This is a genomic window from Pseudomonas sp. NPDC089534 (assembly GCF_044749305.1).
GTDB lineage: Bacteria > Pseudomonadota > Gammaproteobacteria > Pseudomonadales > Pseudomonadaceae > Aquipseudomonas > Aquipseudomonas ekonensis.
Genome location: NZ_JBIVHR010000014.1, coordinates 66,679 through 88,221 on the forward strand (window position 1 = coordinate 66,679; position 21,543 = coordinate 88,221).

Genomic DNA, 21,543 nt, shown 5'->3' on the forward strand with positions numbered 1-21,543 from the left:
GCCCTCATGTCTCAGCCGATCCGCATCAAGGACCACGAAAAAGACGCACGTCTGGTGCGCAGCCGCGTCGTGTTCGGGGCCATTGCGATCGTCATGCTGATCGGCGTGCTGATCGCGCGGCTGTATTACCTGCAGGTGATCCAGTACGAGTACCACTCGACGCTGTCGGAGAACAACCGCGTCCACGTCCAGCCGATCCCGCCGACCCGCGGCCTGATCTTCGACCGCAACGGCGTGGTGGTGGCGGACAACCGCCCCAGCTTCAGCCTGAGCATGACCCGCGAGCGCTCCGGCGACTGGCAGCAGGTGCTCGACGTGATCGTCGAAGTGCTGGAGCTGACGCCCGAAGACCGGGTGATCTTCGAGAAACGCATGCGCCAGGGGCGCCGGCCGTTCGAGCCGGTGCCGATCCTGTTCGAGCTGACCGAAGAGCAGATCGCCCGGATCGCGGTGAACCAGTTCCGCCTGCCGGGGGTGGAAGTGGTCGCGCAGTTGGTTCGCCACTACCCGCAGGGCGCGCACTTCGCGCACTCGGTGGGCTACATGGGGCGGATCAACGAGAAAGAGCTCAAGACCCTCGACCCGGTCAACTACAGCGGCACCCACCACATCGGCAAGACCGGCATCGAGCGCTTCTACGAGGCCGAGCTGCACGGCCAGGTGGGTTACGAGGAAGTCGAGACCAACGCACGGGGCCGCGTGCTGCGGGTGCTCAAGCGCACCGATCCGGTGCCGGGCAAGGACATCGTCCTGAGCCTCGACATCAAGCTGCAGGAAGCCGCCGAAGCGGCGCTGGGCGGACGCCGCGGCGCCGTGGTGGCGCTGGATCCGCGCACCGGCGAGGTGCTGGCGATGGTCAGCCAGCCGAGCTTCGACCCGAACCTGTTCGTCACCGGCATCAGCTTCAAGGCCTACGCCGAGCTGCGCGACTCCATCGACCGGCCGCTGTTCAACCGCGTGCTGCGCGGCCTGTACCCGCCCGGCTCGACCATCAAGCCGGCGGTGGCCATCGCCGGCCTCGACGCGGGCGTGGTGACCGCGACCAGCCGGGTGTTCGACCCCGGTTACTACATGCTGCCCAACTACGATCACAAGTACCGCAACTGGAACCGCACCGGTGACGGCTTCGTCGACCTGGACACGGCGATCATGCGTTCCAACGACACCTACTTCTACGATTTGGCGCACAAGCTGGGCATCGACCGGCTGTCCGCCTACATGAACAAGTTCGGCATCGGCCAGAAGGTCTCGCTGGACATGTTCGAGGAGTCCCCCGGCCTGATGCCGTCCCGCGAGTGGAAGCGGGCGACCCGCCGTCAGGCCTGGTTCCCCGGCGAGACCCTCATCCTGGGGATCGGCCAGGGCTACATGCAGTCCACGCCGCTGCAACTGGCGCAGGCCACGGCGCTGGTGGCCAACAAGGGCGTGTGGAACCGCCCGCACCTGGCCAAGACCATCGAGGGCGAGAAGCCCAAGGACGAGAACCCGATGCCGGACATCGTCCTGCGCGACCCGTCGGACTGGGCCAAGGTCAACCACGGCATGCAGCAAGTGATGCACGGTGCCCGGGGCACCGCGCGCAAGGCGTCCATCGGCGCCCAGTACCGGATCGCCGGCAAGTCGGGTACGGCCCAGGTGGTCGCGATCAAGCAGGGCGAGAAGTACGACCGCTCCAAGGTTCAGGAACGCCACCGCGACCACGCCTTGTTCGTGGGCTTTGCGCCGGCGGACGACCCCAGGATCGTGGTGTCGGTGATGGTCGAGAACGGTGAGTCCGGCTCCGGCGTCGCGGCGCCGGTGGTGCGTCAGGTCATGGATGCCTGGCTGCTGGACCAGGACGGACGGTTGAAGGCCGAATACGCCAGCCCTATCAGTGCGGAGGCTACGGCCCGTGAAGAATAATTTCGATCGCATGCTCTCCAGCGAGGATGTGATGCGTCGCCGCGCGACGCTGCTGCAACGCCTGCACATCGACGGCCCGTTGCTGGTGCTGCTGCTGATCCTGGCCGCCGGCAGCCTGTTCGTGCTGTATTCGGCCAGCGGCAAGAGTTGGGACCTGCTGGGCAAGCAGGCCACTTCGTTCGGCATCGGCCTGGTGTCGATGATCGTCATCGCCCAGTTCGAGCCGCGGTTCATGGCGCGCTGGGTGCCGCTGGGGTACGTGGTCGGGGTGGTGCTGCTGATGGTGGTGGACATCATGGGCCACAACGCCATGGGCGCCACGCGCTGGATCAACATCCCCGGGGTGATCCGCTTCCAGCCGTCCGAGTTCATGAAGATCCTGATGCCGGCGACCATCGCCTGGTACCTGTCCAAGCGCACGCTGCCGCCGCAGCTCAAGCATGTCGGGATCAGCCTGCTGCTGATCGGCGTGCCGTTCGTGCTGATCGTGCGCCAGCCGGACCTGGGCACTTCGCTGCTGATCCTGGCCGGCGGCGCGTTCGTGCTGTTCATGGGCGGCCTGCGCTGGCGCTGGATCCTCAGCGTGCTGGCCGCGGCCGTGCCGGTGGCGATCGCCATGTGGTTCTTCATCATGCACGACTACCAGAAGCAGCGGATCCTGACCTTCCTGGATCCTGAGAGCGATCCGCTCGGCACCGGCTGGAACATCATCCAGTCCAAGGCCGCCATCGGTTCCGGCGGCGTGTTCGGCAAGGGCTGGCTGCTGGGCACCCAGTCGCACCTGGACTTCCTGCCGGAAAGCCACACCGACTTCATCATCGCGGTGCTGGGCGAAGAGTTCGGCCTGGTGGGGATCTGCGCGCTGCTGCTGATCTACCTGCTGCTGATCGGCCGGGGGCTGGTGATCACCGCCCAGGCGCAGACGCTGTTCGGCAAGCTGCTGGCCGGCGCCCTGACCATGACGTTCTTCGTCTATGTGTTCGTCAACATCGGCATGGTCAGCGGCCTGTTGCCGGTGGTGGGGGTGCCGTTGCCGTTCATTAGCTACGGAGGAACTTCGCTGGTGACGCTGCTGTCAGCGTTTGGGATTTTGATGTCGATCCATACCCATCGCAAATGGATCGCACAGGTTTGAATAAGGTGAACGGTTCAATGCAAGCAATGCGTGACTGGGCGACTCGATGTGCGCCGTTGGTCGGCCTGGTGGGCATCCTCGGCGGCGCGCAGGAAGCGCTGGCCGGGGATTACGAAGGCTCGCCCCAGGTGGCCGAGTTCGTCGGCGAAATGACCCGCGACTACGGCTTTGCCGGCGAACAGCTGATGGGCGTGTTCCGCGAGGCCGAGCGCAAGCAGTCGATCCTCGACGCCATTTCCAAGCCCGCCGAGCGGGTCAAGCAATGGAAGGAATACCGGCCGATGTTCATCACCGACGCGCGCATCGCCCGCGGGGTGGACTTCTGGCGCCAGCACGAGGCCACCCTGGCCCGTGCCGAGCAGGAATACGGCGTTCCGGCCCAGGTGATCGTGTCGATCATCGGCGTTGAGACCTTTTTCGGACGCAATACCGGCAATTTCCGGGTGATCGATGCCTTGTCCACGCTCGGATTCGACTATCCTCCCCGTGCCGAGTTTTTCCGCAAGGAACTGCGCGAGTTCCTGCTGCTGGCCCGCGAAGAGCAGGTCGACCCGTTGACGCTCAAAGGCTCCTACGCCGGCGCGATGGGCCTGCCGCAGTTCATGCCGAGCAGTTTCCGCGCCTATGCGGTGGATTTCGACGGCGACGGCCACATCAACATCTGGAACAACCCGGACGATGCGATCGGCAGCGTCGCCAGCTATTTCAAGCGTCACGGCTGGGTCGCCGGCGAGCCGGTGGTGAGCCGGGCGGACGTGCGGGGCGAGCAGGCGGACGAAGGCCTGACCGCCGGCATCGAGCCGACGAAAACCGTCGGGGAGTTGCGGGGGCTGGGCTGGTCGAGTCATGATGCGCTGCGCGACGACATGCCGGTCACCGCGTTCCGCCTCGAAGGCGACAACGGCCCCGAATACTGGATGGGCCTGAAGAATTTCTACGCGATCACGCGTTATAACCGCAGCGTGATGTACGCCATGGCCGTACATCAACTGTCTGAACAGCTGGTAAAAGCACGGGGCGTCAAGTAATGCGGGCATTGCCTATCAACAAACCCCTGAAGCTGGTGGCGTTCGCCGCGTTGGCGGTGCTGGTCGCCAGTTGCTCGACCAGCCGCTCGCCCGCTCAGAAGTCCGCCTCCAACACCGTCCGCTCGCAGCCGGGTCTGGACATCAACCGGGCCCACAAGGACGGCGCGCCGTGGTGGGACGTCGACGTGTCGCGCATCCCGGACGCCACGCCGACCCTGCACACCGGCCCCTACAAGGCCAACCCGTACACCGTGCTGGGCAAGACCTACTTCCCGCTGCAGGAATCCAAGACCTACGTCGCCCAGGGCACCGCGTCCTGGTACGGCACCAAGTTCCACGGCCAGAACACCGCCAACGGCGAAGTGTACGACCTGTACGGCATGAGCGCCGCGCACAAGACCTTGCCGCTGCCCAGCTATGTCCGGGTGACCAACCTGGACAACAACAAGAGCGTGATCCTGCGGGTCAACGACCGCGGGCCGTTCTACTCGGACCGGATCATCGACCTGTCCTACGCGGCGGCCAAGAAGCTCGGCTATGCCGAGATCGGCACCGCGCGGGTCAAGGTCGAAGGCATCGACCCGCAACAGTGGTGGGCCGCCAAGGGCCGTCCGGCGCCTCTGATGCTCAACGAGCCGCAAGTGGCGCAGAATGCCGCCCCGGCGATCACGGCCTCGGCCGGCACCGTCGAGCAGTGGACGCCTCCGCCGCAGCAGCACGCCGCGGCCGTCGTGCCGGTCCAGCTCGACGCAAAAAAAAACGCTTCTGCAACAGCGTCTGGCCAGTATCTGCAGGTGGGCGCGTTCGCCAACCCGGACGCTGCAGAACTCCTGAGGTCGAAGCTCAGCGGGATGGTGAGCGCTCCGGTGTTCATCAGCTCGATCGTGCGCAATCAGCAGACCCTGCACCGGGTTCGGCTGGGGCCGATCGGCTCGCCGGGTGAGATCGCCCAGGTGCAGAACAGCGTGCGCCTGGCCAACCTCGGTTCGCCGAGCGTGGTCACAGAGTAAAACGTAGGACTTGATTGACGGTTCACTTGCGGTTTCGGGGGGTGGACCAGGTTGTTGGCTCGTCGAAGAACAAAAGCCCGGCAAGGGTGACTGGAGTGAGCAACTGAACACGCGATGGCCCGATGAGAAGGCCATCTGATTAGTTTTGCCCGCAAGGGCAGTTTCCATTAGCGATTTCGAGAGACGGATGAACATCACCACCTTTGCCAAACGCCTGTGCCTGCTAGTCCCGCTGCTCCTCTCGCCTGCCGCCTTCGCGGCCGAGATGATGCCGTCGCCGCCGCAACTGGCCGCCAAATCCTACGTGCTCATGGACGCCAGCAGCGGCAACGTGCTGGTGGAGAACAACGGTGACCAGCGCCTGCCGCCGGCCAGCCTGACCAAGCTGATGACCGCGTACATCGCCACGCTGGAGATCCGTCGCGGCCAGATCGGCGAGAACGACCCGGTGACCGTCAGCGAGAACGCCTGGCGCACCGGCGGTTCGCGGATGTTCATCAAGGTCGGCTCCCAGGTGACCGTCAGCGACCTGCTGCACGGCATCATCATCCAGTCGGGCAACGACGCCAGCGTCGCGGTGGCCGAGCACATCGCCGGCAGCGAAGACGCGTTCGCCGACCTGATGAACAAGACCGTCGCCGACCTGGGCATGACCAACACCCACTTCATGAACCCGACCGGCCTGCCGAACCCTGAGCACTACTCGTCGGCTCACGACATGGCGATCCTGGCCCGCGCGATCATCCACGAAGACCCGGCGCACTACGCCATCTACTCGCAGAAAGAGTTCTTCTGGAACGGCATCAAGCAGCCTAACCGCAACCTGCTGCTGTGGCGCGACAAGACCGTCGACGGCCTGAAGACCGGCCACACCGACGAAGCCGGCTACTGCATGGTGTCCTCGGCCGTGCGTGACGGCATGCGCCTGATCGCGGTGGTGTTCGGCACCAACAGCGAAGTGGCCCGCGCCGCCGAGACCCAGAAGCTGCTGACCTACGGTTTCCGCTTCTTCGAAACCCAGACCTTCTACCAGAAGGGCACCGAACTGGCCCAGGCGCCGGTATGGAAGGGCACCACCGGCCAGGTCAAGGCCGGCCTGGCGCAGGACCTGACCATGACCCTGCCCAAAGGCCAGCTGAAGAAGCTCGCCGCCAGCATGACCATGAACCCGCAACTGACCGCGCCAATCGCCAAGGGCGACGTGATCGGTAAAGTCGAAGTGAAACTGGACGACAAGGTGGTGCACAGCGCCGACCTGATCGCCCTGGACGCTGTCGAGGAGGGTGGTATCTTCCGCCGCATGTGGGATAGCATCCGTCTATTCTTCTACGGCTTGTTCAACTGATTCCAGTGTTGACCTGCATGGCCCCGCCCCGCACCCGGAGCGGGGCCATGCTCGTTGGCAAGGCTTGCGAGGCCGTTACGCCATGAGCGATACCGAAGTAAAGGCGCCAAAGATCGAATTTCCCGTCAAGAATTACCCGGTTAAGGTGATCTGCGACACCATTGTGGATGTCAGGCAAAAAGTGATCGATATCGTGCGCAAGCACGCTGAATTCGAAGAGTCGGACGTTCGCGAGAATCCCAGTAACAAAGGCAAGTACATCACTATTCAGTTGCATATTCTCGCCACCGACCAGGATCAGCTGTACAACATCAACAGCGAACTGCGGGCGACCGGTTTCGTGCACATGGTGTTGTGATGCCGGGCACGCTGGGCTTTCGCGAACTCGGCCAGATGGCTTACGAGCCGGTCTGGCATGCCATGCAACGCTTCACCAACGAACGCGGCAGCGAGGCCGCGGACGAAATCTGGCTCGTCGAGCACCCGCCGGTGTTCACCCAGGGCCAGGCCGGCAAGGCCGAACATGTGCTGCTGCCGGGCGACATCCCGGTGGTGCAGGTCGACCGGGGCGGGCAGGTGACCTATCACGGCCCAGGCCAACTGGTGGCCTACCTGCTGCTGGACGTGCGCAAGCTGGGTTTCGGGGTACGGGACCTGGTCACCCGCATGGAGCAATGCCTGATCGAACTGCTGGCCAGCTACGGCGTGACCGCAGCGGCCAAGCCCGACGCTCCCGGCGTTTATGTCGACGGGGCGAAGATCGCATCCCTGGGGCTGCGGATTCGCCACGGCTGTTCCTTTCACGGCCTGGCCCTGAACGTGGACATGAACCTGGAGCCGTTTCGACGGATTAATCCCTGCGGCTACGCCGGGCTGGCCATGACCCAGCTGAGCGACCACGCAGGACCGATTGAATTTGCCGAGGTAAGTGCCCGGCTGCGCGCGCAGCTCGTCAAACACCTCGACTATGCTGAGCAGACGACCCTGACGGGCGGAATCGACTGATATGACTACTGATGCAGTGCAAACCATGATCCCGACGCTCGATGTCACCGAGCGCCCGGCCCCGCGTGCCAAGGTCGAAGCCGGCGTCAAGCTGCGCGGCGCCGAGAAGGTCGCCCGCATCCCGGTGAAGATCATTCCGACCACCGAGCTTCCGAAGAAGCCTGACTGGATCCGCGTGCGCATCCCGGTTTCGCCGGAGGTCGAGCGCATCAAGACCCTGCTGCGCAAGCACAAGCTGCACAGCGTCTGCGAAGAGGCTTCCTGCCCGAACCTGGGCGAATGCTTCTCCGGCGGCACCGCGACCTTCATGATCATGGGCGACATCTGCACCCGTCGCTGCCCGTTCTGCGACGTCGGCCATGGCCGTCCGAAGCCGTTGGACGTCAACGAGCCGGAAAGCCTGGCCATCGCCATCGCCGACCTGCGCCTCAAGTACGTGGTGATCACTTCGGTGGACCGTGACGACCTGCGCGACGGCGGTGCCCAGCACTTCGCCGACTGCATCCGCGAGATCCGCAAGCTGTCGCCGAACGTGCAGTTGGAGACCCTGGTGCCGGACTACCGCGGTCGCATGGACATCGCCCTGGAAATCACCGCCGCCGAGCCGCCGGACGTGTTCAACCACAACCTGGAAACCGTGCCGCGCCTGTACAAGGCTGCGCGCCCGGGTTCGGACTACCAGTGGTCGCTGACCCTGCTGCAGCGCTTCAAGCAGATGATGCCGCACATCCCGACCAAGTCCGGCCTGATGCTGGGCCTGGGCGAGACCGACGACGAAGTGATCGAAGTCATGAAGCGCATGCGCGAGCACGACATCGACATGCTGACCCTGGGCCAGTACCTGCAGCCGTCCCGCAGCCACTTGCCGGTTCAGCGCTTCGTGCACCCGGACACCTTCGCCTGGTTCGCCGAGGAAGGCTACAAGATGGGCTTCAAGAACGTCGCGTCCGGCCCGCTGGTGCGTTCCTCGTACCACGCCGACGAGCAGGCGAAACTGGTCAAGGCCGAGCTGCTGGGTTCCTGATCCGGCGCTGAGCCGAAAACGCCCGCCGCGCCCAGGTGCCCGGCGGGCGTTTTTTTTGCCCGACCCATGCTCGACAGCGACTTTTCCCGCAACCGATGGCTGACAAAGCCTCTTCTGTTTGCCGCCGTACCTGACTACTGTGTGCTCACGACTTCACGCAGGGAGATCCATGGATGACCGTTCGACCGACCCACACCCTTTGTCCGCATCAACCCGTGCCGGCGCTGCCGTCCGAGGGGATGATCGGCGTCATTGCGCCCGCGGGGCCGGGCACGCTGGACACGGACAAGGCGGTGCAGTGGATGCGCGCCCGGGGCTACGGGCTGCGGATCTTTCCCGGCGTCTACGAGAAGGACGGTTACCTGGCCGGCAGCGACGAGGTTCGCCTCAATGACCTGCATGCCGCGTTCGCCGATCCCGAGGTCGACGCGATCATCTGCCTGCGCGGCGGCTACGGTACGCCGCGCCTGCTCGACCGCATCGATTACGACCTGCTGGGGCGCCATGCCAAGCCGTTCGTCGGCTACAGCGACATCACCGCGCTGCACCTCGCCATCAGCCGCTATGCGGGGTTCGTGACGTTTCACGGGCCGTTGCTCAACGCCGACCTGCTGGGCGACAAGGAGCCGCCCACGGTCACGTCGTTCTTCGCCATGCTGCGGGGCCAACTGAAGGCCGGCAGCGTGATCGCGCACCCGGCGGCCTGGCCGTTGACCACCGTCGAGCCCGGCATCGCCCATGGCCGGCTGCTGGGCGGCAACCTGGCAATGATCGCCTCGACCCTGGGCACGCCCTACGAGATCGACGCCGAAGGCGTGATTCTGTTGATCGAGGACGTCAACGAGCCGCTGTACCGCATCGACCGGCTGCTGACCCAGATGCGCCTGAGCGGTCACCTGCACAAGTTGCGCGGTGTGCTGGTCGGGGATGTGGCGGGGGTGGAGACCGGTGCGCTGAACCGGTTGCTCAAGCAGACGTTCGAACCGCTGCGGATTCCGGTGCTGTCGGGCTGGCGAAGCGGGCATTGCGACCCGAACCTGACCTTGCCGCTGGGGGCGCTGGTGCGGCTGGATGCCGGGAAGCAAGAGTTGCTGCTGGAGCAGGATGTGGTGCTCAGGCTGTAAGCATCCACCGTCTGCCGGAGCGCATTCGCGGGCAAGCCCGCTCCCACAGGTTCAGTGCGATCCCTGTGGGAGCGGGCTTGCCCGCGATGCTTTTTACTGGGCGCGCAGGCTTTCGAGCAGCTTGTGCGTCGGATAGCCGTCCGCCGGCCAGCCGAACGACTGCTGCGCGCTGCGGATCGCCTTGCGCGTGTTGGCGCCGATGATGCCGTCCGCTGCGCCTGCATCGTAATTGCGTGCGCTGAGCAGATTCTGCAGTTCGATCCGCTCGGTGCGGCTCAGCGGCAGGTCGTCCTTGGGCCAGGTGCCGTTGATCAGGCCGGCGCCGTTGAAGCGTTCCGACAGCAGACCCACCGCCAAGGCGTAGGACGAGGAGTTGTTGTACTTGAGGATCGCCCGGAAGTTGTCGAGGATCAGGAACGCCGGGCCACGGTAGCCGGCCGGCAGCAGCAGGGCGGCGGAGAGCTGATCGGAACCGGCCGGCGCCTGCCCGCCGTTGGGCAGGATCACGCCCAGTTGGCGCCACTCGGCGACGCTCTTGCGGATGGCGCCGTCAGCCAGGGTGTAGTTGAAGCCGCTCGGCAGCTGCACTTCAAAGCCCCACGGCTGGCCGCGCTGCCAGCCGGAGCTTTGCAGGTAATGCGCGGTCGAGGCGAGGGCGTCGGCCGGGCTGCCCCAGATGTCGCGGCGGCCGTCGCCGTCGAAGTCCACGGCGTGGGTGTTGTAGGTGGTCGGGATGAACTGGGTCTGGCCCATGGCGCCGGCCCAGGAGCCGAGCATCTTCTCGGGCGTGATGTCGCCCTGTTGCAGGATCTGCAGCGCGGCGATCAGCTGCGCATGGGCAAAGCCCGGGCGGCGGCCTTCGTAGGCCAGGGTCGCCAGGGAGTTGATCACCGACTTGTTGCCCTGGAACTGGCCGAAGTTGCTTTCCATCCCCCACACCGACACCAGTGCCTGGCGGTCTACGCCATAGCGCTGTTCGATGCTTTGCAGGATGCCGGCGTACTGATTGATCAGGGCTTGTCCCTTGCGCACCCGCAGCGGCGAGAGTGCGCCGTCGAGGTATTCCCACACCGGCCGGGCGAACTCCGGCTGGCTGCGGTCGGCGCGGATCACGCTGGCGTCGAAGCTGACGTTGGCGAAGGCGCGGTCGAACACGTCGGCGCGGATCCCGGCGGCGAGGGCGTCCTTGCGAAAGCCTGCCTGCCACTCGGCGAAGGTCTGGGTCGGTTGCAGGTCGAGGTCGTCGCCGGACGGCACGACGGGCGGAACGATGGCCGGGGCAGTGGCCACGGGGGCGGTCTGGAGCGGTTGCGCGTCGGCGGCGGTGGGTTTCTCCGCGCAGGCGACCAGCAACACGAAGCTGGTGGCGGCGATCAATTGGCGCACGGGCCAACGACGGGTAAGGCAAAGGGGCATGCACAGGTCCAGAGGATGTGAATCAGGTGCAGACCTTAACATGCCTGCCCGGCAAATCGGGATCCGGCGCGGGAATTTGCAACGCGGGGCGTGCGCCCTCGGTTCAGGATAGAACCGTTTTTTTCTCTGTTTCAACTGGCATATTTGACAGTTACCAAACCTGCAAACCGGGTGTTCAATCGACTCTCACAGGGCAGTCTTTGCCGAAGGAGCCGAAATGAAAAAGGTGCTGGCCACATTCGTTTTGATGGTATTGGCAGGCTGCTCTTCACAGCCACCGTCGGATTCGACGCCGCCGAAGCGCAAAAGCGGTGATTTTTCTGCTGTTGCGCAAACGATGGTTGCGGCTTCCACAGGGCCTGAGGTCGCAGCGGAGTTGACCCGACGTTATCGCGACACTCGGGTCAATTGCGGCAAGGACTCGATGCCTGCCTTTCTGTGTTCCGGCATTTTGCTGCGGGGCACAGCCCGTGCCAACGGGTTCGACGTCTGGGATCCGAGCCCGACGGCGATCAGGGTCGGAGGCACTTCGTTTTCATACGTAAGGTCCGACTACAAAATGAAACGGTTGGCGTTCACCTACAACAAGGGCCTGATCTTTTACCCAATATTGAGCGTGCCGGCGGGTAAGGAAAACATCGAGGTCTTGTGTTTCTTTCCCATTGACGGGTCATCCGACAGACGCTCGGATAACGGTTGCGGTGCCATCTCCGGTTACCCCGGAACGGTAGCCTGCAATGCTCAAAACATTCGTACGGGCGAGCAGTGGGCGGCAAATTATCGCAAGTATGTCCCTGGCGAACACACTATCGCGGGGGTTTGCAGTTTCGATGTTCGCGATGCCGCCAACAATGCGGCGGGGCCGAACTTTCATGAAGGCATGGTCGGGGGGAGGGCGATCTCGCCGAGGGCTTTTGACATCCCCAATGATGTAAAGCTCAAGACCTGGGCGCCGGGGCTGGCAAGGACGTTGCCGATCGAGGCTTTCTTCTACTACGTACGGGACGGGAAATCAGGCCTGGCAGATGTGCAGATCGATCAGCGTCGGTTCAAGGAGCTGACCGGTGTTGCGATCCCTATCATCAAGACCACGTTCCCCAACACTCTGGATGAAAGCATGACCTTCGTTTATCAGGCAGCGGATCAAGCGGTCGATTGAGCGGTTTCACGCGGCCAGAAAGTAAGAAGCCTCCCAGCTTTTAGACTGGAAGGCTTCGCGGCGGTAGCTGCCTTTGCCCTTGGCCGGGCGTTCCTGGCGGATGCGGAACAATGGTTGGGCGATGATGGATTTGGCCTTGTTGGATCGCTTCTTACGCATGGTGGGTCTCCGGTTGGACGACGGAGTATACGCCCCCTTCTTTGATAAGCAATGCGTGCAAAGAGTACCGCACGCTTCATGGACCCTGCACTTGATGACGCTTATGGACGACTGTTGGTGAACGTGCAGAGCAGTGGCTTCTTGGCGAAGTCAGGCACTGTCCACGCAGAAAACATTCTGGAGAAAATCATGCGAAGAGTCATTTTGGCTTTATCGATATCTGTATTGTTTGCTTGTGCATCAAAGCATGAGGAACCGGTTTCCCAAGATGTGGCCGGAGCTGGTAGCCGAGTGAGCTCAATCATGGCTGCCGCTAATAATGGTGCTGCCGTCGCAGCGGCACTCAACGCGCGTTACGCGCAAACCTCCAGGAACTGTTTCAACAGTGAAACGGCACCTTCATTTCTCTGCTCGGGCATCGTGATCCGGGGCACGACATATGGTGACACCTACAACGTGTGGGATCCCAGCCCAGGCAGTGTAAAAAATGGCTTTGTCGCATTCTCATATATGCGGACGGATGCGAGGTTTCCAGCACTTTATAGACGCGCCAATAACGGATACATCGTGCACCCTGTTTCTGAACTGCCTGCGGGCCAGATAAAGTTTCAATACAACTGTTTCTTTCCCATCGACGGCGCCACTGAGTGGCGCGCGGACAATGGCTGTGGGCAACACAGTCTTCATGGCGCGATCAGTCGATACTGCTCCTTGCAAGGCGTTACAACCGCGGATCAGTTTATGGCCCACTACATGGCCAACACTCAAGCGCGCGAGCAGAAACAATGCAGCTTTGATGTTCGTGATTCGTCGCCCTATCAAACAGCAGCGCTCTTTCGTGAAGCGGTGGCCGCAATGCCCAGAATCCCGAAGAACGGTTTGAACGACGAAAACGAGTTGGTTGTCGGTGTATGGGCCAAGCAGCCGGCTGCGAAGATGCCTATTGAGGCTTTCTTCTACACCAATGCCTCCGGTTTGGTTCAGGCGAAGAAAAACCAAGCTTCTTACTACACTCAAGCCGCCGGGAAAATTGTACCGATTATCAAATTGACCATCGGTGCTTCACAAGCTGCATCCTTCAGCTACAGCTCGGCTGATCAGGTTCATCTTTGAGCATGGGGGGGCAAGTTGCCGTTTCAGTCCACGGTGCTATTCGGCCGGAAGGGGCAGGCGCTGTCCGGCCATCAGCAATGACAACCGGCTCAGGCTCATCCACGGCGAACCCGGCGCCTGGCCCTTGATCTGCGCATCGATGCGCTGGGCTTCGAGCAGCAGTTGCGCCCAGCGCTGGGCCGAGTAGCGTTGCAGGGCCTTGCTCATCAACGGCTTGCGCTTGTCCCAGACCGGCGGCCTGGCCTGGCTGAAGGCCTTGTCCAGCGGTGTGCCCTGGCTGTACTGCTGGGCGATGCTGGCCAGCAGACGCAGCTCCCGGGCCAGGGCCCAGAGGATCACCGGCGGCTCGACGCCCTCGCCGCGCAGGCCTTCGAGCATGCGCAGGGCGTGGGCGGCTTCGCCGTTGAGGATCGCGTCGGTCAGGCCGAACACGTCGAAGCGTGCACTGTCGGCCACGGCCGCCTGCACGGTGTCGACGGTGATCTGCCCGTCCTCGGCCATCAGCTTGAGCTTTTCGATCTCCTGGGCGGCGGCGAGCAGGTTGCCTTCGACCCGCGCGGCGATCAGCTCCACCGCGTCCTGGCTGGCCGAGAGGCCGGCCTGGGACAGGCGCTGGCGGATCCAGCCGGGCAACTGGTTGGCGTCCACCGGCCAGATCTGCACGAACTGGGTCTGCGCACCTTCGACCAGGGCCTTGCCCCACTTGGTCTTCTGCGCGCTGCCGTCGAGCTTGGGCAGGCTGATCAGCAGCAAGGTGTCTTCGGCCGGGCGCGAGCAATACTCGATGAGCGCGGCGGCGCCCTTGTCGCCGGGCTTGCCCGAGGGCAGGCGCAGTTCCAGCAGGCGCTTTTCGGCGAACAGCGACAGGCTGGCGCCGGCCAGCAGCAGGGTGCCCCAGTCGAAGTTGGCGTCGGCGGCGAACACCTGACGCTCATCGAAGCCCTGCCGGCGGGCGGCTGAGCGGATGGCGTCGGCGGCTTCCTGGCACAGCAGCGGGTCGTCGCCGCTGATGACGTAGACCGGTGCCAGCGTGCCTTGCAGGTGTTTGCCGAGTTGGGCGGGAGCGAGCTTCATAGGAGAAAGCGAACGGGGCGCCTGAGCGCCCCGGTCCTCTTACTGCTGCGGCAGTTCGAGCGGCGACTGGCGCGGCGTTTCCGCTTCAGCCTTCTGCGCCGCTTCGAGTGCGTCGGCTTCTGCCTTGGCACGGTCGTTGGCCGCTTGCTGCAGTTGCTGCAGCTGTGCCGGCGTCAGTTGCTGCAGGCGCAGCATCATGCGCTGAACCAGCTCGCGGCGGTTTTCGCGACGGGCATCGCTGGCTTCCTGGTCGGAGCCGACGAGGTTGTTGCCGTCGTGGATGAACACCTTCTGCACTTCGATCTTGTCGCTCTTGAGCAGCAGGTCGCGATCGCCGCGGATGTCATAGTTCAGCACGGTGCTGACCTGGTATTCGCCGGTGCGGCCGGCGCCGGCGTAGCTGAGGATGCGCTGGCTTTCCTGCTCGTCGGCCAGGTACAGCTTGTACGGTGCGCCGGTGTAGATCTTGACGCCGCTGGCCTCAAGCACCTGGCGCAGTTGGGTGACCGTCTCGCCATAGGCGTTGCGGGCGCTGAGGTCGAGTTCCTTGACGGTCAGCTCGGTGGTGCCGGTGCCGCGCAGGTGGAAACCGCAGGCGCTCAACAGGACCGCGAGGCCCACCACCAGCAGATTGCGTTTGATCATTGTGTTGCTCCCCTTGAAACCGTGTGGGCCGGCGGTGCGGCCCGAAAGGTTTTACAGGGCGCCGGCCGGAGCCGGCGCCCGATCCAATTAGCTGGCGACGATGTTGACCAGTTTGCCCGGCACCACGATCACCTTGCGGATCGTCAGGCCGTCGACGAAGCGCAGCACGTTCTCGTTGGCGCGGGCCGCGGCCTCGATTTCCTCGCGGGTGGCGCTGGCCGGCATTTCGATCTGGCCGCGCAGCTTGCCGTTGACCTGGATCACCAGGGTCAGGCTGTCCTGCACCAGCGCGCTTTCGTCCAGCACCGGCCAGGCGGCGTCGATCACCGGATCGGCATGGCCCAGGCGGTTCCACAGGTCGTGGCTGATGTGCGGGGTGATCGGCGCCAGCAGCAGCGTCACGGTCTCCAGGCCTTCGTGGATCAGGGCGCGGTCCTGTTCGGTGCCTTGCGCGGCCTTCTCCAGCACGTTCATCAGGGTCATCACCTGGGCGATGGCGGTGTTGAACTTGTGGTTCTGGCCGACGTCGTGGCTGGCCTGCTTGATGGCCTGGTGGATCGAGCGGCGGACGGCCTTCTGCTCGTCGTTCAGGCCGGCGATGTCCAGCTTGCCCGGCAGGCCCTGGACGATGTGGGCCTGGGCCAGGCGCCAGACGCGCTTGAGGAAGCGGTGCGAGCCTTCCACGCCGGAGTCGGACCATTCCGCGCTCATGTCGGGCGGCGAGGCGAACATCATGAACAGGCGGCAGGTGTCGGCGCCGAACTGGTCGATCATCGACTGCGGGTCGACGCCGTTGTTCTTCGACTTGGCCATCTTCTCGGTGCCGCCGATCTCCACCGGCAGGCCGTCGGCGATCAGTTTGGCGCTGATGACCTTGGCCTTGCTGTCGCGCTCGAGCTCCACGTCGGCCGGGTTGAACCAGGTGTAGGCGCCGTTGGCTTCGCGGCGGTAGTAGGTCTCGGCGACCACCATGCCCTGGGTCAGCAGGTTCTTGAACGGCTCGTTGGAGCTCACCAGGCCTTCGTCGCGCATCAGTTTGTGGAAGAAGCGCGCGTAGAGCAGGTGGAGGATGGCGTGCTCGATGCCGCCGATGTACTGATCCACCGGCAGCCAGTGGTCGGCCGCGGATTTCTCCACCAGGCCGCCTTCGAAGTGCGGCGAGGCGTAGCGGGCGTAGTACCAGGACGACTCGACGAAGGTGTCCATGGTGTCGGTTTCACGCTTGGCGGGCTGGCCGCATTTCGGGCAGGCGCACTCGTAGAATTCCGGCATGCGCGCCAGCGGCGAGCCGTTGCCGTCCGGCACCACGTCTTCCGGCAGCACGACCGGCAACTGGTCTTCCGGCACCGGCACGTCGCCGCAGGCGCCGCAGTGGATGATCGGGATCGGGCAGCCCCAGTAGCGCTGGCGGCTGATGCCCCAGTCGCGCAGGCGGAACTGGGTGCGCGAGGCGCCGAGGTTTTTCTTGATCAGGGCGACTTCCATGGCGTCGAACGCGCCGGCGAAGTCCAGGCCGTCGAACTCGCCGGAGTTGATCAGCGTGCCGTGCTCGCCGTAGGCGTCCTGCCACGGGGCCGGGTTGGTGTCGCCGGAACTGGTGCGCACCACGGACTTGACCGGCAGGCTGTACTTCTGGGCGAATTCGAAGTCGCGCTCGTCGTGGGCCGGAACGGCCATGACCGCACCGTCGCCGTAGTGCATCAGCACGTAGTTGGCGACCCACACCGGCAGTTTTTCGCCGGTCAGCGGGTGCTCGACGAACAGGCCGGTCGGCAGGCCTTTCTTTTCCTGGGTGGCGACGTCGGCTTCGGCCACGCTGCCGGCCTTGCATTCGGCGATGAAGGCCTGCAGCTCAGGGTTGTTCTGCGCGGCCAGGGCGGCCAGGTGGTGCTCGGCGGCCACGGCGACGTAGGTTGCGCCCATCAGGGTGTCCGGACGGGTGGTGAAGACCTTCAGGGTGCCGGTCTCGCCGATGGAATCGACGTTGTACGGGAACTGCACTTCCATCCCGCGGGACTTGCCGATCCAGTTGCGCTGCATGGTCTTGACCTGTTCAGGCCAGCCGGTCAGCTCGTCGAGGCTCTCCAGCAGCTCATCCGCGTAGGCGGTGATCTTGAAGTAGTACATCGGGATTTCGCGTTTTTCGATCACCGCGCCGGAACGCCAGCCGCGGCCGTCGATCACCTGCTCGTTGGCCAGGACGGTCTGGTCGACCGGGTCCCAGTTCACGGTGCCGTTCTTGCGGTAGATCACGCCCTTCTCGAACAGGCGGGTGAACAGCCATTGTTCCCAGCGGTAGTAGTCCGGCTTGCAGGTGGTGACTTCGCGCGACCAGTCCACCGCCAGGCCCAGGCTGCGCAGCTGGGACTTCATGTAGGCGATGTTTTCGTAGGTCCACTTGGCCGGCGCCACGTTGTTCTTCATCGCGGCGTTTTCCGCCGGCATGCCGAACGCGTCCCAGCCCATCGGCTGAAGGACGTTCTTGCCCTGCATGCGCTGGTAGCGGGAGATCACGTCGCCGATGGTGTAGTTGCGCACGTGCCCCATGTGCAGCTTGCCGCTGGGGTAAGGGAACATCGACAGGCAGTAGTAGGTTTCCTTGCCTGGCTGTTCACTGACTTCAAAGGACTTTTGCTCATCCCAGAACGACTGGGCGGCGGCTTCGATTTCACGGGGCTGATAGTGTTCGTGCATGGCTACTTTTGTACTGGATAGGGGTGGCCCAGTCCTCTTCAACGCGGCATCGGGGGGCGGGTCACGCCAAATTGGCGTTTCGCGGCCCGGACGGGCTGGAAGTGGAGTGACAGGAAGCGCCGTAGCATACATGACCGCGCTTGGCCTAGGGAAACCCTGATTGCGCCCGTCCGGCCGGGCAAATCGGCTGCGGGGGCCGTTGGTCGCGGCGTGCGGCCGGTTTGTGCAGCGAAGCTAAGCTCCTTAGTGGGGAGTGAGTCTTATCTTCAATGAGGTGAGGGATGGTGGAGTCACAGCAAAAGAACATAACCAAACCTGAGTTGTACGAGCGGTTGATCGACCGTCTGGGCATGGCCCTGGACGCGGCGAGAACCGCGGGACGGCTGCGCGACGAGCGCCCCCTGGAGTTGGAATTGCGCGGCTTGAGCCCCGCCGAGTTCGATCTGGTCAAGGCTTATCTGGATCGCAGTGAACGTGAAGCCCACGGATGTCTGTCACAGGCAGTGAAACAGCTCGATGCAGTACCTTCGGCCAAGGTCATATGGCTCAAGGACAAGGCGCCCGGCAGAGAGACCGTCAAGGTCCGCACTCTGCAGGCCAAGTAAGCGCATGGCAGGTCAAGAAGCGGATCTTTTCAAGCGGGATCCCACCTTATCGGTTGTCGCGTCGAATCAACCCACTTAGGCTGCGGGCATCTTTGGAGATGCCCGATGCCCTTTCGCTATTTCATCAAACAACTGCTGCTGCCGCCCGGCATCCTTTTTCTGTTGCTGTTGGTCGCCTGGTGGCTGCGCCGCTCCCGTCCGCGGCTGGCCGGCCTGTGCTTCGCCCTGGGGTTGGGCGGACTGTGGCTGATGAGCCTGCCGGTGGTCGTGCAGTGGGGCGCCAAGGCCCTGGAGCGCGAGCCGCCGCTGGCCCGCGAGGCCTGGGCGGGGCTGGCGCAGCGCGCCGATGCGATCGTGGTGCTGGGCTCCGGGCGCGAGCGCGGCGACCTGGCCTGGGGCGAGGATCAGCCGACCGGCATCGGGCTTGAGCGGCAGCGTTATGCGGCGCGCCTGGCCAAGGCGTCCGGTTTGCCGGTCCTGACCAGCGGCGGCCTGCATTACGGCACGCCGCCGACGGAAGCGAAGCTGATGGCCGATTCGCTGCGCGACGATTTCGGGGTGACGGTGCGCTGGCAGGAAGGCGAGAGCCGCACGACCTGGGAAAACGCGGTGCTCAGCGCCAAGGTGCTGCTGCCCCAGGGCATCAAACGTGTGGCGGTCGTCACCCAGGCCTGGCACATGCCGCGGGCGGTGTGGTGTTTCGAGCAGGCCGGGTTCGAGGTGGTGCCGGCGCCGGTCGGCTTCCTCGGCACGGACAATGCCCGGCCGTTCGGCGGTTGGCTGCCGGAGTTCAAGTCGATCTGGCAGAGCGGGCAGTTGCTGAACGAGGCGGTGGGGCAGGTAGGGTATTCGCTGTTCTACCGAGGGGCCGACGAAGCTGAATGATGCACGGGGCCGACGGTCGCGCCGCCGCTTCCGCACGGCCTTGAAGTGAACACGGAGGCTGCATTCAGCCAGGCCCCCTGTGGGGGCCGGCCTGCTGGCGATGGCGCCGGTGAAGGCGCCGCCGGGCAGGCCCGATGCGGCAGCAGGCCTGCCCGCGAAGCCCTCAGAGGGTCTTGGAGATCCGCCCGGCCATCAGCGCCCAGCCGAACAGCAGCACGCACAGGATGATCAGCGGCCACGAGCGCCATTGCAGGTACGGCGTCAGGTCGTGCATCGGCACCACTTCGCCGTACAGCACGCCTTGCTCGAACTGCGGAATGCTTTCGGTGATCCGGCCGAACGGGTCGATCAGGCCGGTCACGCCGTTGTTGGTGGCGCGGATCATCCAGCGTCCGGCCTCCAGGGCGCGCATCTGCGCCATCTGCAAGTGCTGGAGCGGACCGATGGAGGTGCCGAACCAGGTGTCGTTGCTGATGGTCAGCAGCAGGTCGCTGCGGGCGGAGAGGCCGGCGGCGAACTCCGGGTACACCACTTCGTAGCAGATGAACGGTGCGATCTGGTAGCCCTTGGCCTGCAGCAGCGCCTGGTCGGCCGGGCCGCGGGCGAAGTCGGACATCGGCAGGTCGAAGAACGCGATCAGCCCGCGCAGCAGGTCCTGCAGCGGCACGTATTCGCCGAACGGCACCAGTTTCTGCTTCAGGTAGGTGCCGTCGCCTTCGCCGACCACGGTGATGCCGTTGAAGAAGCGCTTTTCGTGGCGCACGGTCTGGCGGATCGGCACGCCGGTGATCAACGCCGACTTACGCTCGGCGGCGAAGGTGCCCATCATGTTCAGGTAGCCTTCGGCGGACTCCTTGAGCACCGGCACGGCGGTCTCCGGCCAGATCAGCAGGTCCACCGGCTTGGAGCGGAAGCTCAGGTCGCGGTACAGCGCCAGCTGCGCGTTGAGCTGCGCCGGATCCCACTTCATGCTCTGCTCGACGTTGCCCTGGATCGCGGCGACGCTCAGCGGCGCGCCCGCCGGGCTGGTCCAGGCGTGGCCCTTGAGCGCGAGGCCCGCCACCCACGGCCCGATCAGCAACAGCAGGCCGGCGGCCACGAAGCCCTTGCGGCCGCCGCTGAGCAGGCGCGGCATGTTGTGGAACAGCGCGGCGGTCAGCGCCAGGACGAACGACACCAGCCACATGCCGCCCACCGGCGCCAGCCCGGCCAGCGGGCCGTCGAGCTGGCTGTAGCCGGAGTACAGCCAGGGGAAGCCGGTGAGGAACCAGCCCCGGAACGCTTCCTGGCCGACCCACAGCGCCGCGAACGCCAGCGCATCGGCCAGCGGCGCCTCGTTGCGCCGCAGCCAACGGGCCCAGAGCCAGGCGGGCAGGGCGAAGAACCAGGCGATCGCCGCCGTGAACAGCAGCATCAGGAAACCGGCCAGCAGCACCGAGGCGCCGCCGAAGTGGTGGATGCTGTAGTAGATCCAGCTGGTGCCGGCGCCGAACAGGCCGAAGCCGAAGCACCAGCCCCGGCCCAGCGCCTGGCGCGGGCTCAGTTCGCGCAGGCCGGCATAGAACAGGCCCGCCGCCAGCAAGGCCAGCGGCCAGATGTCGAACGGCGCCAGGGAGAGGGTGGTGATTGCGCCGGCCGCCACGGCCAGCAGGTTACCGGGCCAGCCGGGGCGGGTTATCCAGCGCATTTCTATCCTTGGAGGTCAGCGGGCGATTGGGGTCAGTCGCAGCAAGTGGATCCGACGGCTGTCGGCGTTCAGGATGCGGAAGCGGTAGGCGCCGATCTCGGTGATTTCGTTGCGCTTGGGCAGGTGCCCGAACGCGCTCATCACCAGGCCGCCGACGGTGTCGAACTCGTCGTCGGAGAACTCGCTGTCGAAGAACTCGTTGAAGTTCTCGATCGGGGTCAGGGCCTTGATCAGGAAATCGCCGCTGGGCAGCGGCTTGATGTAGCTGTCCTCTTCGACGTCGTGCTCGTCCTCGATGTCGCCGACGATCTGCTCCAGCACGTCCTCGATGGTCACCAGGCCCGCCACGCCGCCGTATTCGTCGATGACGATGGCCATGTGGTTATGGTTGGCGCGGAACTCACGCAGCAGCACGTTCAGGCGCTTGGACTCCGGCACGAAGGTGGCCGGGCGCAGCAGGTCCTTGATGTTGAAGCTTTCGTCGTTGGTCATGCGGCTCCAGCGGGTGATTTCCTCCACCGTGCGCTGGCAGC

General features: G+C 64.6%; 20 protein-coding genes. 13 read left to right on the plus strand and 7 right to left on the minus strand.

From position 1 onward, the window contains the following. The first annotated feature begins 6 nt into the window (after positions 1-6). The 9 genes from mrdA to ACIP0B_RS06525 all read left to right on the plus strand — a co-directional run bounded on the left by mrdA (position 7) and on the right by ACIP0B_RS06525 (position 9,573). Positions 7-1,902, plus strand: coding sequence for a penicillin-binding protein 2 (mrdA, locus tag ACIP0B_RS06485; protein ID WP_085585977.1), 1,896 nt, complete (start codon positions 7-9; stop codon positions 1,900-1,902). A gap of 31 nt (positions 1,903-1,933) precedes the next feature. Further along, positions 1,934-3,037, plus strand: a complete 1,104-nt coding sequence (gene rodA, locus ACIP0B_RS06490; protein WP_400830637.1) for a rod shape-determining protein RodA — start codon at positions 1,934-1,936, stop codon at positions 3,035-3,037. Between the two features lie 17 nt (positions 3,038-3,054). Then, on the plus strand, positions 3,055-4,065 hold the full coding sequence (gene mltB, locus ACIP0B_RS06495; protein ID WP_400830607.1) for a lytic murein transglycosylase B: 1,011 nt from the start codon (positions 3,055-3,057) through the stop codon (positions 4,063-4,065). Next, positions 4,065-5,075 (plus strand): septal ring lytic transglycosylase RlpA family protein, encoded by a 1,011-nt coding sequence (locus ACIP0B_RS06500; RefSeq protein ID WP_217890453.1) that lies wholly within the window; start codon positions 4,065-4,067, stop codon positions 5,073-5,075. The genes mltB and ACIP0B_RS06500 overlap by 1 nt, the downstream gene beginning before the upstream one ends. Positions 5,076-5,262: 187 nt before the next feature. Beyond that, complete coding sequence (locus tag ACIP0B_RS06505) at positions 5,263-6,420, plus strand: D-alanyl-D-alanine carboxypeptidase family protein (RefSeq protein WP_085632379.1); 1,158 nt, start codon at positions 5,263-5,265, stop codon at positions 6,418-6,420. A gap of 82 nt (positions 6,421-6,502) precedes the next feature. Then, positions 6,503-6,778: a DUF493 domain-containing protein gene (locus ACIP0B_RS06510; protein ID WP_400830609.1), complete on the plus strand. Its 276-nt coding sequence runs from the start codon at positions 6,503-6,505 to the stop codon at positions 6,776-6,778. Continuing rightward, entirely contained in the window at positions 6,778-7,425 is a 648-nt protein-coding gene (gene lipB / locus ACIP0B_RS06515) for a lipoyl(octanoyl) transferase LipB (RefSeq protein WP_400830611.1), read from the plus strand. The genes ACIP0B_RS06510 and lipB overlap by 1 nt, the downstream gene beginning before the upstream one ends. Position 7,426: 1 nt before the next feature. After that, on the plus strand, positions 7,427-8,449 hold the full coding sequence (gene lipA, locus ACIP0B_RS06520) for a lipoyl synthase (RefSeq protein ID WP_085585989.1): 1,023 nt from the start codon (positions 7,427-7,429) through the stop codon (positions 8,447-8,449). Positions 8,450-8,622: 173 nt separating this feature from the next. Beyond that, entirely contained in the window at positions 8,623-9,573 is a 951-nt protein-coding gene (locus ACIP0B_RS06525) for an LD-carboxypeptidase (RefSeq protein WP_400830613.1), read from the plus strand. 93 nt (positions 9,574-9,666) lie between these two features. Here the strand turns inward: ACIP0B_RS06525 and ACIP0B_RS06530 are convergent, their stop codons facing one another. Further along, positions 9,667-10,989, minus strand: a complete 1,323-nt coding sequence (locus ACIP0B_RS06530; RefSeq protein WP_085638932.1) for a lytic murein transglycosylase — start codon at positions 10,987-10,989, stop codon at positions 9,667-9,669. A 217-nt stretch (positions 10,990-11,206) separates the two neighbouring features. Between ACIP0B_RS06530 and ACIP0B_RS06535 the strand changes: the two genes are divergently transcribed. Continuing rightward, positions 11,207-12,148, plus strand: coding sequence for a halovibrin HvnA (locus tag ACIP0B_RS06535; RefSeq protein ID WP_400830615.1), 942 nt, complete (start codon positions 11,207-11,209; stop codon positions 12,146-12,148). Between the two features lie 6 nt (positions 12,149-12,154). Here the strand turns inward: ACIP0B_RS06535 and arfA are convergent, their stop codons facing one another. After that, positions 12,155-12,307, minus strand: a complete 153-nt coding sequence (gene arfA / locus ACIP0B_RS06540) for an alternative ribosome rescue factor ArfA (RefSeq protein ID WP_400830617.1) — start codon at positions 12,305-12,307, stop codon at positions 12,155-12,157. Positions 12,308-12,385: 78 nt separating this feature from the next. Here arfA and ACIP0B_RS06545 point away from each other — a divergent pair, with 78 nt between their 5' ends. Continuing rightward, positions 12,386-13,420, plus strand: a complete 1,035-nt coding sequence (locus ACIP0B_RS06545; protein ID WP_400830619.1) for a hypothetical protein — start codon at positions 12,386-12,388, stop codon at positions 13,418-13,420. Positions 13,421-13,456: 36 nt separating this feature from the next. Here ACIP0B_RS06545 and holA read toward each other — a convergent pair whose 3' ends face one another. The 3 genes from holA to leuS all read right to left on the minus strand — a co-directional run bounded on the left by holA (position 13,457) and on the right by leuS (position 17,833). After that, positions 13,457-14,494, minus strand: a complete 1,038-nt coding sequence (gene holA / locus ACIP0B_RS06550) for a DNA polymerase III subunit delta (protein WP_400830620.1) — start codon at positions 14,492-14,494, stop codon at positions 13,457-13,459. A 39-nt stretch (positions 14,495-14,533) separates the two neighbouring features. Then, positions 14,534-15,139, minus strand: a complete 606-nt coding sequence (gene lptE, locus ACIP0B_RS06555; protein WP_400830622.1) for an LPS assembly lipoprotein LptE — start codon at positions 15,137-15,139, stop codon at positions 14,534-14,536. An 87-nt stretch (positions 15,140-15,226) separates the two neighbouring features. Further along, entirely contained in the window at positions 15,227-17,833 is a 2,607-nt protein-coding gene (leuS, locus tag ACIP0B_RS06560) for a leucine--tRNA ligase (RefSeq protein WP_400830624.1), read from the minus strand. 281 nt (positions 17,834-18,114) lie between these two features. Here leuS and ACIP0B_RS06565 point away from each other — a divergent pair, with 281 nt between their 5' ends. Both ACIP0B_RS06565 and ACIP0B_RS06570 read left to right on the plus strand, forming a co-directional pair. After that, positions 18,115-18,438, plus strand: coding sequence for a hypothetical protein (locus ACIP0B_RS06565; RefSeq protein WP_400830626.1), 324 nt, complete (start codon positions 18,115-18,117; stop codon positions 18,436-18,438). A 105-nt stretch (positions 18,439-18,543) separates the two neighbouring features. Next, the gene (locus ACIP0B_RS06570) at positions 18,544-19,323 is read left to right on the plus strand and encodes a YdcF family protein (protein WP_400830628.1); all 780 of its coding nucleotides are present in this window, start codon (positions 18,544-18,546) and stop codon (positions 19,321-19,323) included. A 163-nt stretch (positions 19,324-19,486) separates the two neighbouring features. Here ACIP0B_RS06570 and lnt read toward each other — a convergent pair whose 3' ends face one another. Together lnt and ACIP0B_RS06580 are read right to left on the minus strand one after the other, a co-directional pair. After that, positions 19,487-21,010: an apolipoprotein N-acyltransferase gene (gene lnt / locus ACIP0B_RS06575; protein WP_400830629.1), complete on the minus strand. Its 1,524-nt coding sequence runs from the start codon at positions 21,008-21,010 to the stop codon at positions 19,487-19,489. A gap of 15 nt (positions 21,011-21,025) precedes the next feature. After that, on the minus strand, positions 21,026-21,543 hold a 518-nt coding region (locus ACIP0B_RS06580), incomplete at its 5' end, for a transporter associated domain-containing protein (RefSeq protein WP_400830631.1).